15 protein-coding genes are annotated in these 12,556 nt (G+C 64.5%); 2 read left to right on the top strand and 13 right to left on the bottom strand.

Annotated elements, in window-relative coordinates; genetic code table 11:
• Positions 1–102: 102 nt before the first annotated feature.
• The 9 genes from recO to rpoZ form a co-directional block, all read right to left on the bottom strand.
• Positions 103–855 (bottom strand): DNA repair protein RecO, encoded by a 753-nt coding sequence (gene recO / locus AAFG16_RS23590; RefSeq protein ID WP_342740716.1) that lies wholly within the window; start codon positions 853–855, stop codon positions 103–105.
• 140 nt (positions 856–995) lie between these two features.
• Positions 996–1,376 (bottom strand): hypothetical protein, encoded by a 381-nt coding sequence (locus AAFG16_RS23585; protein ID WP_283086513.1) that lies wholly within the window; start codon positions 1,374–1,376, stop codon positions 996–998.
• A 21-nt stretch (positions 1,377–1,397) separates the two neighbouring features.
• Positions 1,398–2,324, bottom strand: coding sequence for a GTPase Era (era, locus tag AAFG16_RS23580; RefSeq protein ID WP_342740715.1), 927 nt, complete (start codon positions 2,322–2,324; stop codon positions 1,398–1,400).
• Positions 2,314–3,144 carry a ribonuclease III gene (gene rnc / locus AAFG16_RS23575; protein ID WP_283086511.1) on the bottom strand — a complete coding sequence of 277 codons (831 nt, stop codon included), beginning with the start codon at positions 3,142–3,144 and terminating at the stop codon, positions 2,314–2,316. The genes era and rnc overlap by 11 nt, the downstream gene beginning before the upstream one ends.
• Positions 3,141–3,914 carry a signal peptidase I gene (gene lepB, locus AAFG16_RS23570; protein ID WP_027559600.1) on the bottom strand — a complete coding sequence of 258 codons (774 nt, stop codon included), beginning with the start codon at positions 3,912–3,914 and terminating at the stop codon, positions 3,141–3,143. Before lepB ends, rnc begins: the two co-directional genes overlap by 4 nt.
• A gap of 248 nt (positions 3,915–4,162) precedes the next feature.
• Positions 4,163–4,582 carry a holo-ACP synthase gene (gene acpS / locus AAFG16_RS23565; protein WP_092218809.1) on the bottom strand — a complete coding sequence of 140 codons (420 nt, stop codon included), beginning with the start codon at positions 4,580–4,582 and terminating at the stop codon, positions 4,163–4,165.
• Positions 4,579–5,331 carry a pyridoxine 5'-phosphate synthase gene (locus AAFG16_RS23560; RefSeq protein WP_342740714.1) on the bottom strand — a complete coding sequence of 251 codons (753 nt, stop codon included), beginning with the start codon at positions 5,329–5,331 and terminating at the stop codon, positions 4,579–4,581. Before AAFG16_RS23560 ends, acpS begins: the two co-directional genes overlap by 4 nt.
• A gap of 111 nt (positions 5,332–5,442) precedes the next feature.
• Positions 5,443–7,728 (bottom strand): bifunctional (p)ppGpp synthetase/guanosine-3',5'-bis(diphosphate) 3'-pyrophosphohydrolase, encoded by a 2,286-nt coding sequence (locus AAFG16_RS23555; protein ID WP_283086508.1) that lies wholly within the window; start codon positions 7,726–7,728, stop codon positions 5,443–5,445.
• Positions 7,729–7,937: 209 nt separating this feature from the next.
• Complete coding sequence (gene rpoZ, locus AAFG16_RS23550) at positions 7,938–8,330, bottom strand: DNA-directed RNA polymerase subunit omega (RefSeq protein WP_008133017.1); 393 nt, start codon at positions 8,328–8,330, stop codon at positions 7,938–7,940.
• A gap of 327 nt (positions 8,331–8,657) precedes the next feature.
• Here rpoZ and AAFG16_RS23545 point away from each other — a divergent pair, with 327 nt between their 5' ends.
• The gene (locus tag AAFG16_RS23545; protein WP_018644573.1) at positions 8,658–9,305 is read left to right on the top strand and encodes an NYN domain-containing protein; all 648 of its coding nucleotides are present in this window, start codon (positions 8,658–8,660) and stop codon (positions 9,303–9,305) included.
• A complete protein-coding gene (locus AAFG16_RS23540) occupies positions 9,286–9,960 on the top strand; it encodes a uracil-DNA glycosylase (RefSeq protein WP_283086507.1) in 675 nt (224 codons plus the stop codon). The genes AAFG16_RS23545 and AAFG16_RS23540 overlap by 20 nt, the downstream gene beginning before the upstream one ends.
• A 3-nt stretch (positions 9,961–9,963) precedes the next feature.
• Here the strand turns inward: AAFG16_RS23540 and AAFG16_RS23535 are convergent, their stop codons facing one another.
• From AAFG16_RS23535 to dapA, 4 genes are all read right to left on the bottom strand, one after another.
• Positions 9,964–10,545 carry a peroxiredoxin gene (locus AAFG16_RS23535; protein ID WP_283086506.1) on the bottom strand — a complete coding sequence of 194 codons (582 nt, stop codon included), beginning with the start codon at positions 10,543–10,545 and terminating at the stop codon, positions 9,964–9,966.
• Between the two features lie 28 nt (positions 10,546–10,573).
• Positions 10,574–11,047: an SsrA-binding protein SmpB gene (smpB, locus tag AAFG16_RS23530; RefSeq protein ID WP_024341117.1), complete on the bottom strand. Its 474-nt coding sequence runs from the start codon at positions 11,045–11,047 to the stop codon at positions 10,574–10,576.
• 71 nt (positions 11,048–11,118) lie between these two features.
• Complete coding sequence (gene mscL, locus AAFG16_RS23525; protein WP_283086949.1) at positions 11,119–11,532, bottom strand: large conductance mechanosensitive channel protein MscL; 414 nt, start codon at positions 11,530–11,532, stop codon at positions 11,119–11,121.
• A 54-nt stretch (positions 11,533–11,586) separates the two neighbouring features.
• Positions 11,587–12,477: a 4-hydroxy-tetrahydrodipicolinate synthase gene (gene dapA / locus AAFG16_RS23520; protein ID WP_342740713.1), complete on the bottom strand. Its 891-nt coding sequence runs from the start codon at positions 12,475–12,477 to the stop codon at positions 11,587–11,589.
• Positions 12,478–12,556: the final 79 nt, after the last annotated feature.

The following is a 12,556-nucleotide window of genomic DNA, read 5'->3' as shown; positions in this document are numbered from 1 at the left end:
TTGGGCTGTCCCCATTGTGGAACCCTGCGGGAGCGAACTCGACCGGGCCGATTTGGTTCCGTGGGAACCAATGTCGAAGGGTAAGCCTGCCTCCCGCTTGGCTCATGGCGCAGGGATTGCCGTCCTCGCCTGCTGCCGCATCAGGGCATTGATGAAGCCCGCGCGCGCGTCGGAATGACCCTGTCCGCGCGGCTCCAGCACATGGCGCAGCAGGAACAGGCCAGTGAGCCGAAAGCCGTCCTGAAGGTCCTGTTCGGTGAGTTCACTCGCGGTTTCGCCGTGGCGCAGGAATGGCGGCAGGCGCAGCAGCCGGTCGCGCCACGGCTCGCCCGCGCCGCGTGACACCGCCCCGCCGGATTTGGGCGAGACATAGATCAGGTCCGTGGTCTCGCCGGTCACCGCGCAATTCTCCAGCGCGAGCCCGAAACCCAGCTCGGCGAGCATCGCCAGCTCGAAATGAATGAGATGCACCGCCGCACTGCCGATGTCGTCGAAATCGTCGAGCGAATGCTCGAGAAGCGCAAAGATGTCCTCGTGCGGGTCGCGCTCCGGCAGGAGCCGCGCGATCGAGGCGAGATGGGTGACGCCATAGACCCCATGGGACGATCCGAGCAGCGTCGCGGCGCGCAGCTTCAATCCCTCGATCGCATAGGTGCCGAGATGCTCGTCGAGCCGCGCCCGCCACACCGCACTGACGCTGTTGCCGGGCTGCAGCAAGGGCCTGAGCCGCGAGCTGGCGCCGCCGCGCACGAGCCCGAGATGCCGGCCGTGCGCGCGGGTCAAGAGCTCGACAATGGCGCTGGACTCGCCATGCCGCCGCACCCCCAGCACGATGCCTTCGTCGGTCCATTCCATGGGAGGAAGTCTAGCGCATTTCGAGAGGCCGTAGGGTGGGCAAAGCAAAGCGTGCCCACCAATTTGATCATGCCGCGATTGTGGTGGGCATAGCGCGCGAGGGCGCGCCTTTGCCCACCCTACCGCAGCGCAGCCAGGCGCTAGGCGTTGAACCAGCCCTGCGCGTCGCCGGTGAAGGAGAAATACAGGCCGATCGCCGTCAGCGCGCAGGAGACGATCTCGATGGCGCTGTCGAGCTCCATGCCCTTCTCGCCGATGATCTGGCCGAGCGAGATCACCGACAGAACGAGCGCTGCCGCCAGCACCCAGCGCGGCCAGTTCTTGCGCCAACGCGCGGCCAGCCAGACGAAATAGACGAGCAGCAAAATCATGCCGCCGGCGAGCAGGGTCGCCGTCATGATCATCTGCTCGGTCATCTCGGCATTGGGCGTGCGGTCCTGCACCGCGACCGACAAGGCATCCAGCATCAGTGACGCATAGAGCAGCGCTTCGAAGCGCCGGACGTTGCTGGGCACGCTCATCAGATACCGATCTTTTCTTGGTTATTCTTTGGGAAAGTCCAGGCCCATCTCGCGGTAGCGATCGGGATCATCGCCCCAGTTCTCGCGCACCTTGACGAACAGGAACAGATGCACCGGCACGTCCAGGATCTGCATCAGCTCTTTGCGCGAGTCCGCACCGATCGACTTGATGGTGGCACCGCCCTTGCCGAGCACGATCTTGCGCTGGCTCTCGCGCTCGACGAAGATCGTCTGCTCGATCCGCACCGACTTGTCCTTGCGCTCCTCCCACTTGTCGGTCTCGACCGTGGACTGGTAGGGCAATTCCTGGTGCAGCTTCTGATAGATCTTCTCGCGCGTGATCTCGGCCGCCAGCTGCCGCATCGGCGCGTCGGACATCTGGTCCTCGGGGTAGAGGAACGGGCCCGGCGGCACCATCGCGGCGAGAGTCGTGCGGATGTCGTCGACGCCGTCACCCGAGATCGCCGCGATCATGAAGGTCTTTGCGAACGTCATGCGCTCGTTGGCGGCCTGCGCCAGCGCCAGCAGCTTCTCGCGCTGGACCAGGTCGACCTTATTGATGACGAGGATCTTGTCGTGGTTGACGCTGGCGGCCTTGGCGAGGATCGCCTCGGCCTCCTCGTCGATGCCGGTCTTGGCATCGAGCAGCACGCAGACGAGGTCGGCATCGTGCGCCCCGCTCCAGGCGGTCGAGACCATGGCGCGGTCGAGCCGGCGCTTGGGCGAGAAGATGCCGGGCGTGTCGACCAGGATGATCTGCGCGTTGTTCTCGATGACGATGCCGCGGATCAGCGCGCGCGTGGTCTGCACCTTGCGCGAGACGATCGTCACCTTGGCCCCGACCAGCGCATTGACCAGCGTGGACTTGCCGACATTGGGCGCACCGATCAGCGCGACGAAGCCGCAGCGCGTCGCGGTCGGCGCCTCTCCGCTTGCTTCAGCCGTCATTGCCGCCGCCAACACCTTCGCGTTCGATCATGACCGAGGCCGCCACCTTCTCCGCCGCACGCTTACTGCCGCCGACGCCTTCGGCCGGCGCCAGCCCCGGCAGGTCCACGGCAACGCGAAACTGCGGATCATGATGCGGGCCGGTGCGCTCGACCTCGCGGTAAACCGGCGTCGGCAGTCCCTTGCCCTGCGCCCATTCCTGCAGCACGGTCTTGGGATCGCGCAACGGACGCCGCGGCTTGTGCATGCGCTCGGTCCAGTTGCGCTTGACGAACTCGGCCGCCGCCGCATGGCCACCGTCGAGGAAGATGGCGCCGATCACGGCTTCGCAGATGTCACCGAGGATGGATTTGCGCAGGCGCGCATCGGCGCTGGACCCGACCGACCCCAGCTTGATGTCGTCGAGCAGCCCGAGCGATTTTGCGACATCGGCGCAGCTCTCCTTGCGCACCAGTTCGGCAAGCCGCTTCGACAGCTCGCCTTCGTCGGCGTTCGGGAAGGCGTGATAGAGCATGTCGGAGACGACGAGGCCGAGCACGTGGTCGCCGAGGAATTCCAGCCGCTGATAGCTGTCGCCGCGCTTGCGCCCCGACTTCAGCGCCGAGACATGCGTGATCGCCTGCATCAACAGGTTCGGGTCAGTGAAGCCGTGTCCGATGCGCGCCTCGAGCGCCGCATTGGCATCCGCCGCCTTCGCCTTGTCCTTCTTGCTGCTCCGCGCCCGCTTCTTCTTGGCAGGCGTCTTCGTCGCAGCTTCGCCCTCAGGAGCGGCTTGCGCCTCGATTGATTGGGTCGCGATGTCCTTGGCTTCGTCTTTCATCGGACGATTTTGAAGAAACGATTCCAGCGCACCGACCACGGCCAGCGCCAGAACATCCAGGCATGCTCGCCCTGGCCGATCGAGAAGAAGATCATCTGGGCGCGGCCGATCAGGTTCTCCTGCGGCACGTAACCCACCGCCGACTGGACGCGGCTGTCGGTCGAGTTGTCGCGATTGTCGCCCATCATGAAGAAATGGCCGGGCGGCACGGTGTAGACACTGGTGCTGTCGTAGAAGCCGTTATCGACGCAATCGAGGGTCTCGTAGGAGACGCCGTTCGGCAGCACCTCCTTCCAGCGCTTCACCCGCGCCGTCGTGACCCGCTCCGTGTCGGACGAACTGCAAGGGTCTTCGCCGACGAAGTCGCTCAGCCGTTCGCGCTGCACCGGCACGTCGTTGATGTAGAGCAGCCCGTCTTTCATCTGGATGCGGTCGCCGGGAAGACCGATCACGCGCTTGATGTAGTCGGTGGAGTCTTCCCTCGGCAGGCGAAACACGACGACGTCGCCGCGGTTCGGGTCCGCGCCCCAGATTCGCCCCGAGAACAGCGGCGGCGAGAACGGGATCGAGTAGTGGCTGTAGCCGTAGGAATATTTCGAGACGAACAGATAATCGCCGACCAGCAGCGTCGCCTTCATCGAGCCCGACGGGATGTTGAAGGGCTGGAACAGAAAGGTGCGGATCACCAGCGCGATCAGGAGAGCATGGATCACGACCCGGATCGTTTCGCCGACGCCGCTCTCAGTTTTCGTTCCCGAAGTCACGCTCATTGCTCTCTCAATTCCGGCCGGCGGTCACAGAGCGCCCTCCTCCCGCGAGCAGTCCATCGCTCGCAGCCCGAGGAGATTGTCCTGATTCTGATAATGAGGGCCAATTCCGACGTAAAGCCGAATTCGCCCAGCCTGATTTGCGTCCGCGGACTTTTAGACGGTTGTCGGAGGTCACGCAATCAAGGATCGCACCAAAACTGCATAAGATATTGATTCTTAATATGAATTATTAAATGACCGCGGAAAGGTCAGGGCTTGGCCAGCGGGACAGCCGAAATGACGACGAAGGCCTGGGCGAGCGGCCAGTCGTCGGTGATCGACAGGTCGATTCTTGCCTCGAATCCCTCCGGAGTCAGGGCCTCGAGCCGGGCCAGCGCGCCGCCGGTCAGCTGCATGGTCGGCCGCCCGCCCGGTAGGTTGACCACCCCCATGTCGCGCCACCACACGCCGCGCCTGATACCGGTGCCGAGCGCCTTCGAGCAGGCCTCCTTGGCCGCGAAGCGCTTGGCGTAGGTCGCCACCACCATCCTCTCGCTCTTGGCGCGCCGCTCCGCCTTGGCCCGCTCGGCCGCGGTGAAGATGCGGTCGAGGAAGCGCTCGCCATGGCGCTCGATCACCTTGGCCACGCGGGTGATGTCGATCAGGTCGGAGCCGATGCCGATGATCATGCCCGGCTCCGGCCGCGGTCCATCGCGGCGCGCATGCTGCGCACCGTCTCGGCGAGGCCGACGAACAGCGCCTCGCCGATCATGTAGTAGCCGATGTTGAGCTCCATGATCTCCGGCAGCGCCGCAATCTTCTCCGCCGTCGCATAGTCGAGGCCATGGCCGGCGTGAACCTCGAGCCCGGCTTGTTTTGCCAGCTTCGCCCCCGCCACGATCCGCTGCCATTCGGCTTCCGCCTTGTCGGCGTGGCCGTCAACGACGGCATCGCACCAGGCGCCGGTGTGGATCTCGATCACGGGCGCGCGCAGCCGCGCCGCCATCTCGATCTGCGCGGGGTCGGCGGCGATGAACAGCGAGACGCGGATGCCGGCATCGTTCAGCCGCGCGATATAGGGCGCGAGCGCATTGTGCTGGCCAACCACATCGAGCCCGCCTTCGGTCGTCACCTCCTGCCGGCGCTCGGGCACCAGGCACACCGCGTGCGGCTTGGTGGCGAGCGAGATGCGCATCATGTCGTCGGTCGCCGCCATTTCGAAATTCAGCGGCTTGGAGATCCCGGCCTTCAGCCGCGCCATGTCCTCGTCGCGGATGTGCCGGCGGTCTTCGCGTAAGTGCGCGGTGATGCCGTCGGCGCCGGCCTCGATCGCCAGCAGCGCGGCGCGCACCGGATCGGGATGGCGGCCGCCGCGCGCGTTACGGACGGTCGCGACGTGGTCGATATTGACGCCGAGGCGGAGCGGAGATACGGGCATTTCAGGACTCACTTGTGCGACATTACTCAGCTCGTCATGCGCGGGCTCGACCCGCGCATCCATCTTCTTTGAAAAGATGAGTTGCCGGGTCAAGCCCGGCAACGACGAGCTTCATCCATTAACACGTTCGACTTTGGCGACGACCGCCTTCGCGCGCAGCTGGGCCAGGATCGCGCTCAAATGCTTGAGGTCGTAGACTTCGAGATCGATCGTCGTCTCCGTGAAGTCGGGCGAGCGGCGCTGCATGCTGATATTGTCGATGTTGCCGTCGTGCTCGGCGATCACGGTCGCGATCTGCGCCAGCGCGCCGGGCTCGTTGACGTTCTCGACCTTGATGCGGGCCGGGAAGCGCTGCGGCGCGGTGTCCTCGATGTCCCAGCGGACGTCGAGCCAGCGCTCCGGCTCCTCCTCGAAATCCTTCAGGGCCGGCGCCTGGATCGGATAGATCGTGATGCCCTCGCCCGGCGTCACGATGCCGACGATGCGGTCACCCGGCACGGCGCCGCCGTTCGGCGCGAACTTCACCGGCAGGTCGGAATTGATGCCGCGGATCGGGATCGCGACCGCGCTGCGCGGCGGCTCGGACGATTTGTCCTTGAGCTTGGCGGCAAGGCCCTTCTTGATGCCATAGCGCGCGACGCGCTCCTCCTTGTAGTCGGGGTACATCGCACGCGCGACGTTGGAGGCCTTGATCTCGCCCCGGCCGACGGCCGCCATGACGTCCTCGATCGAGGTGCGCGCCAGCCGCGGCAGCGCGCCCTTGAGCTTGTCGTCGGCATATTCGATCTTGGCGCGCTCGAACAGGCGCTCGACGATGCGGCGGCCGAGGCCGGCATATTGATCGCGCACCGCGGTGCGCGTGGCGCGGCGGATCGCGGCGCGCGCCTTGCCGGTGACCGCGAGCGTCTCCCAGGCCGAGGGCGGCGCCGATTGTGCTTCCGAGGTCAGCACCTCGACCTCGTCGCCGTTCTGGAGCTCCGAGGACAAAGGCGCGAACTTGCCGTTGATCTTGCAGCCGACCGCGCTGTTGCCAACGTCGGTATGTACCGCATAGGCGAAGTCGATCACGTTGGCATGGCGCGGCAGCGCGATCAGCTTGCCCTTCGGGGTGAAGCAGAACACCTGGTCGTGGAACAGCTCGAGCTTTGTATGCTCGAGGAATTCCTCGGGGTTGGCGCTCTCCGAGAGGATGCCGATGGTGTGGCGCAGCCAGGCGAACGCGTTGGACTCGCGCTTGAGGAATTCGGTCGGCGAGCCGACGCCCTCCTTGTAGAACACGTGCGCGGCGATGCCGCGCTCGGCGATCTGGTCCATCGCCTCGGTGCGGATCTGGAGCTCGACGCGCTGGTTGCCGGGCCCGATCACCGTGGTGTGGATCGAGCGGTAGTCGTTCTGCTTCGGCGTCGAGATGTAGTCCTTGAAGCGTCCCGGCACGACCGGCCAGGTGGTGTGGACGATGCCGAGCGCGCGATAGCAGGACTCGATGTCGTTGACGACGAGGCGAAAGCCGAAGATGTCGGACAATTGCTCGAAGCCGACCGACTTGCGCTCCATCTTGGTCCAGATCGAGAATGGTTTCTTGCGGCGGCCGTAGACGCGCGCGCCCAAGCCGCGGTGGCGCAGATTGTTGGAGAGCTGGTCCTCGATCTCGCCGATCAGATTGCGGTTGCGCTCGGCGAGCGCGTCGAGCCGCTGCATCACCACCGAATAGGCCTCGGGATCGAGGGTGCGGAAGGACAGGTCCTCCAGCTCCTCGCGCATCTCCTGCATGCCCATGCGCCCGGCGAGCGGCGCATAGATGTCGAGCGTCTCCTCGGCGATACGGCGGCGCGATTCCGTCGGCACGAAGTCCAGCGTCCGCATGTTGTGCAGGCGGTCGGCGAGCTTAACCAGCAGCACGCGGACATCGTCGGCAATCGCCAGCAGCAATTTGCGCAGGTTCTCGGCCTGCTTGGCCTCGCGCGAGACCAGCTCCAGCCGCTTCAGCTTGGTCAGGCCCTCGACCAGCGCGCCGATCTCGGGGCCGAAGATCTGGTCGATCTCGGCCCGCGTCGCCTCGGTGTCCTCGATCGTGTCGTGCAGCAGCGCAGCGACGATGGTGGCGTCGTCGAGCTTGAGGTCGGTGAGGATCGCCGCCACTTCGAGCGGGTGCGAGAAGTACGGATCGCCCGAGGCGCGGGTCTGCGAGCCATGCGCCTTCATGGCGTAGACATAGGCGCGGTTCAGCAGGTCTTCGTTGGTGTTGGGATTGTAGGACCGGACGCGTTCGACGAGGTCATATTGACGCATCATGCGCGCGCGGGGCTTGGCCGGCCGGGCCACCGGCGCAGACGGGGCCATGGCAACCGATTCGGTTGCGGCCAGCATCTGCATTGGTCTGCGGCGCCGATACACCATGCCATCCTGCCTTCGAACGGACCACGAGAGAGCCCGTTGTATACATCCTAGCTCCGATCCCGCGCGCGTCCCGATCAATTCAGTGACAGGGCCCAGCGCGAACCGGCAACGCTATGGTAACCACGAAAACGCCAACAAAAGCAAAGGCCCGAACAACGGTTCGGGCCCTTGATAAGATCACAAGAAGTCGATGACTGCGATGGGACGATTTACTCGTCTTCCTCGGGCTGCTCCTCGGGCGGCGCGAGGCCTTCGAGACCCTTCAGGAGCTCCTCTTCGGTCATGCGCTCGACGGCAACTTCGGTATCGTCCGCATCGACGCTGGCGCCGGCGGAACCGATCAGCGGCACGGTGTCCGGCTCGGGCTCGTCGACCTCGACGAACTTCTGGAGCGAATGCACCAGCTCCTCGCGGAGGTCCTCCGGCGAGATTGTCGTGTCGGCAATTTCGCGCAAAGACACAACAGGGTTCTTGTCGTTATCACGGTCAACCGTTAGTTGTGAACCGGACGAAATCATGCGGGCACGGTGGGCGGCCAGCAGGACCAGGTCAAACCGGTTGTCGACCTTGTCGATACAATCTTCTACGGTGACGCGAGCCATGGACTGTCGCTCCGTTGTGGGTGGGACGAAATATGTGGATGATCAGGGCTAGTTATAGGGGCCGGGGCGGTTTCGCAAGGCCAAATTGTGATTTGGCCTCGCCAAACGGCTCTGCTACCCCCACATTGGGGCTGGGTCGAGTGATTTTCCGGGCTGTCGGACGGGGCAGCGCCGGGTGTATGCGCGACCGCCATAACTATACCTTGATTGCCCCGACTTCTCCGGATTTGCGGTTTCGACGGGCTTCGGCAGCACTTTGAAGTGCGCGGCGTGCTGCCGCCGCGCCAACAATAAACGATCAATCACAAGCACTACGCGAGCAACTGAATGTCACCTTCCCCTACCAACAAGATCGCGCTCTTTATCGATGGGGCCAATCTCTACGCCACGGCGAAAACCCTGGGCTTCGACATCGACTACAAGCGCCTGCTGAAGGAGTTTCAGAGCCGCGGAACCTTGCTGCGGGCGTTCTACTACACCGCGATCATCGAGGATCAGGAATACTCCTCGATCCGACCGCTGATCGACTGGCTGGACTACAACGGCTACACCGTCGTCACCAAGGCGACCAAGGAATTCATCGACGCTTCCGGCCGCCGCAAGGTCAAGGGCAACATGGACATCGAGCTCGCCGTGGATGCCATGGAGCTCGCCGAGCACATCGACCAGATGGTGCTGTTCTCGGGTGACGGCGATTTCCGCTCCCTGGTCGAGGCCGTCCAGCGCCGAGGCGTGCGGGTCACCGTAGTCTCCACCATCGCCAGCCAGCCGCCGATGATCGCCGACGAGCTGCGCCGCCAGGCCGACGTCTTCACCGACCTCGTCGAGCTGCAGTCCAAGCTCGGCCGCGACCCGTCCGAACGCCCCGCCCCGCGTGATCGCGGCGAGCGTGGCGAGGGACGCCACCACGCCCCGCAATTCCTCCAGCGCGCAACCACGATGGCGCCGAGGGGCGATGACGACTTTGAGGAGTGAGGCGGCCCGGTCGAGCCGCCAGCCTCTTACCGTCGTCCCCGACCGTGATTGTCCGCTCTGTCCGCGCCTGGTCGCCTTTCGCGAGGCGAATCGGGCGCGCGAGCCGTTATGGCACAACGCGCCGGTCGCTCCCTTCGGCGACATCAAGGCGCGGCTCCTGATCGTCGGCCTCGCGCCGGGCATGCAGGGCGCCAACCGCACCGGCCGCCCCTTCACGGGCGACTATGCCGGCGACCTGCTCTACGCCACGCTGCTCGAATACGGCTTTGCCAAGGGCAACTATCAGGCCCGTCCCGATGACGGCCTCAAGCTGATCGACTGCCGCATCGCCAATGCCGTGCATTGCGTTCCGCCGCAGAACAAGCCGCTGCCGGTCGAGATCAACACCTGCCGCCAGTTTCTCGCCGCCAACCTCGCGACCATGCCGAACCTGCGCGCGATCGTCGCGCTCGGACGGATTGCGCACGACACCGTGCTCAAGCCGCTGAATCTGAAGGGCTCACAAGCTCCCTTCGGCCACGGCGCCGTGCATCAGGCCGGCGCTGTCAGGCTCTACGACAGCTATCACTGCTCGCGCTACAACACGAACACCGGCGTGCTGACGCCTGACATGTTCCGGTCCGTGTTCGCAAAGGTGAAGGCGGATCTCGACTAACGACTATCCCTTGGCGGGATTCGCCTTCAGCCAGTCGAGCACGTCGCCAGCATTCCGGTCGGGCGGGAACACCGGATAGAACACATGCGTGATGCTGGCATCGTCGATGATCAGCGCGAGGCGCTTGATCAGCGTCAGCCCTGCGACTTCCATGGTCGGCAGCTTCAGGGCGCGTGTGAGCGCCAGCTTCTCGTCCGACAGCACGGGGAACGGCAGATGCAGCCGCGAGGCCATCTCGGTCTGGTATTCGTTGCTCTGGGTCGAGAGCCCGAACACCTGCGAGGCACCGGCCGCCTTCAGCTCGGCGAACAAATCACGGAAGGCGCAGGTCTGCGGCGTGCAGCCGCGCGCGCCCGGGATCATATCCCAATCGTCCACCAGCGCGATCTTGCCGGGCTCGCCGGTGCGCGGATAGGCGAACACCACGGTTCGGCCTGACAGCGCCGACAATGTCACTGACGTATCGTCGGTCGCGAGCAGGGTGATCGCCGGGAGCGTCATGCCCTTGAGGTGTGCAGCGCCGCCGTCATCGGCCGGCGCGGGAATCTGGCTCCAATCGACCTCGAGCAGGTTCTTCTGAGACATCCCGTCCTCTTGCCGCTATCCTCTTGCGCTATCCCCTCGCCCGCATCAGGCGGCCCTTCTCGCGGCTCCAGTCGCGCTTCTTCTCGCTCTCGCGCTTGTCGTGCAGCTTCTTGCCCTTTGCAACCGCAAGCTGCAGCTTGGCCCGTCCGCGCTCGTTGAAGTAAAGCTTGAGCGGGATCAGCGTCATGCCCTCGCGATCGACCGCGCCCATCAATTTGTTGATCTGGCGGCGATGCAGCAGCAGCTTTCGCGGCCGCTTCGGCTCGTGGTTGAAGCGGTTGCCCTGGAGATATTCGGGAATGGTGGCGTTGATCAGCCAGATCTCGCCGTTCTTCGAGTCCGCGTAGGACTCGGCGATCGTGCTCTTGCCGTTGCGGATCGACTTCACCTCGGTGCCGGTCAGCGCAATGCCCGCCTCGATCGTGTCCTCGATCGCATAGTTGAAGCGGGCCTTGCGATTTTCCGCCATGACCTTGATCGGACGTTCGTTCTTATCGGCCATGCAAGTGAAACCTGGAGTCAAACCTGATCGAGATGCGCAGCAAAGCTAACAGTTTGGGTGAAGCGCGCGCGTCACTTCTTGAGGAGATCGCGGATCTCGGTCAGCAGCACGACCTCTTCCGACGGCTTCGGCGGCTCCGCAGGCTTGGTCTCTTCCTTGCGCTTTAACGTGTTCATGGCGCGGATCACCAGGAACAGCACGAAGGCGATGATGATGAAGTTGATCGTCAGCGTCAGGAAGCTACCGTAAGCAAGGACTGCGCCTTGCTTTTTCGCATCCGCTAAGTTGGTGGCGGTGACCGACTTCGACAAGGGGACGAAGTAGTTCGAGAAGTCGAGGCCGCCGGTCGCCGCGCCAATGATCGGCATGATGATGTCACCGACCAGCGACGTGACGATGGCGCCGAAGGCCGCACCGATGATGACGCCGACCGCGAGATCGACGACGTTGCCCTTCATGGCGAACTCGCGGAACTCCTTGAGCATCTGCCTGCCCCTTTCGTCGGCGCTCATGGACGGCTCCCCCGATTTGTCACCGCGTCAGTTGATCAGGCCGGCATGCACCATGGCGCTGCGCACCGCGGCGCGGGTCGGCTCTGAGACCGGAACCATCGGCAGCCGCAGCGTCTCGTCGAACTTGCCGAGCAGCGACATCGCGTACTTGATCGGCGCCGGATTGCTCTCGATGAAGAGGTTGTTGTGCAGCGGCATCAGCTTGTCGTGGATCGCGAGCGCCGCCTTGGCGTCGCCCTTCTGCCAGGCGGTGTGGAACTCCGAACACAGGCGCGGCGCGACGTTCGAGGTCACCGAGATGCAGCCGTGGCCGCCATGGGCCATGTAGCCGAGGATGGTGGCATCCTCGCCGGAGAGCTGGTTGAAATCCTCGCCCATCGCCGCGCGCTGCTGCGACACGCGCACCATGCTGGCGGTGGCGTCCTTGACGCCGGCGATGTTCTTCAGCTCCCACAGCCGCTTCATGGTGTCGACCGACATGTCGATCACCGAGCGCGGCGGGATGTTGTAGATGATGATCGGAATTCCGATCGCGTCGTTGATCGCCTTGAAGTGCTGGTAGAGGCCTTCCTGAGTCGGCTTGTTGTAGTAGGGCGTGACGACCAGCACGGCATCCGCGCCCGCCTTCTCGGCGTGCTGGGCGAGCTCGATCGCCTCCTTGGTCGAGTTGGAGCCGGCGCCGGCAACGACGGGCACCCGGCCTTTGGCTTCAGCGATGCACCATTCGACTACCTTCTTGTGCTCGTCATGGCTCAGCGTCGGGCTCTCGCCGGTGGTGCCGACCGGGACGAGGCCATTGGTGCCCTCGGCGATCTGCCAGTTGACCAGGGAGCGGAACGCCGCCTCGTCCAGCGAGCCGTTCTTGAACGGCGTGACCAAGGCGGTGAACGACCCCCGGAATTTCGTCTTGGCTGCCATGGACTTCCTCCGTACGCGGCGATCTCTTGAGAGCAAGCCCCATACATATCGGGTCTATCCCGCCGGTAAAAGGCCCGCC

It is taken from the genome of Bradyrhizobium sp. B117 (assembly GCF_038969555.1).
GTDB lineage: Bacteria > Pseudomonadota > Alphaproteobacteria > Rhizobiales > Xanthobacteraceae > Bradyrhizobium.
This window is presented reverse-complemented; position numbering and strand designations above follow the sequence as displayed.

What these genes read in the sequence shown, in the direction of transcription:
- recO (WP_342740716.1), bottom strand. Translation starts at nt 855, where the DNA reads ATGGAATGGACCGACGAAGGCATCGTGCTGGGGGTGCGGCGGCATGGC.
- AAFG16_RS23585 (WP_283086513.1), bottom strand. Translation starts at nt 1,376, where the DNA reads ATGAGCGTGCCCAGCAACGTCCGGCGCTTCGAAGCGCTGCTCTATGCG.
- era (WP_342740715.1), bottom strand. Translation starts at nt 2,324, where the DNA reads ATGACGGCTGAAGCAAGCGGAGAGGCGCCGACCGCGACGCGCTGCGGC.
- rnc (WP_283086511.1), bottom strand. Translation starts at nt 3,144, where the DNA reads ATGAAAGACGAAGCCAAGGACATCGCGACCCAATCAATCGAGGCGCAA.
- lepB (WP_027559600.1), bottom strand. Translation starts at nt 3,914, where the DNA reads ATGAGCGTGACTTCGGGAACGAAAACTGAGAGCGGCGTCGGCGAAACG.
- acpS (WP_092218809.1), bottom strand. Translation starts at nt 4,582, where the DNA reads ATGATCATCGGCATCGGCTCCGACCTGATCGACATCACCCGCGTGGCC.
- AAFG16_RS23560 (WP_342740714.1), bottom strand. Translation starts at nt 5,331, where the DNA reads ATGCCCGTATCTCCGCTCCGCCTCGGCGTCAATATCGACCACGTCGCG.
- AAFG16_RS23555 (WP_283086508.1), bottom strand. Translation starts at nt 7,728, where the DNA reads ATGGTGTATCGGCGCCGCAGACCAATGCAGATGCTGGCCGCAACCGAA.
- rpoZ (WP_008133017.1), bottom strand. Translation starts at nt 8,330, where the DNA reads ATGGCTCGCGTCACCGTAGAAGATTGTATCGACAAGGTCGACAACCGG.
- AAFG16_RS23545 (WP_018644573.1), top strand. Translation starts at nt 8,658, where the DNA reads ATGTCACCTTCCCCTACCAACAAGATCGCGCTCTTTATCGATGGGGCC.
- AAFG16_RS23540 (WP_283086507.1), top strand. Translation starts at nt 9,286, where the DNA reads ATGACGACTTTGAGGAGTGAGGCGGCCCGGTCGAGCCGCCAGCCTCTT.
- AAFG16_RS23535 (WP_283086506.1), bottom strand. Translation starts at nt 10,545, where the DNA reads ATGTCTCAGAAGAACCTGCTCGAGGTCGATTGGAGCCAGATTCCCGCG.
- smpB (WP_024341117.1), bottom strand. Translation starts at nt 11,047, where the DNA reads ATGGCCGATAAGAACGAACGTCCGATCAAGGTCATGGCGGAAAATCGC.
- mscL (WP_283086949.1), bottom strand. Translation starts at nt 11,532, where the DNA reads ATGCTCAAGGAGTTCCGCGAGTTCGCCATGAAGGGCAACGTCGTCGAT.
- dapA (WP_342740713.1), bottom strand. Translation starts at nt 12,477, where the DNA reads ATGGCAGCCAAGACGAAATTCCGGGGGTCGTTCACCGCCTTGGTCACG.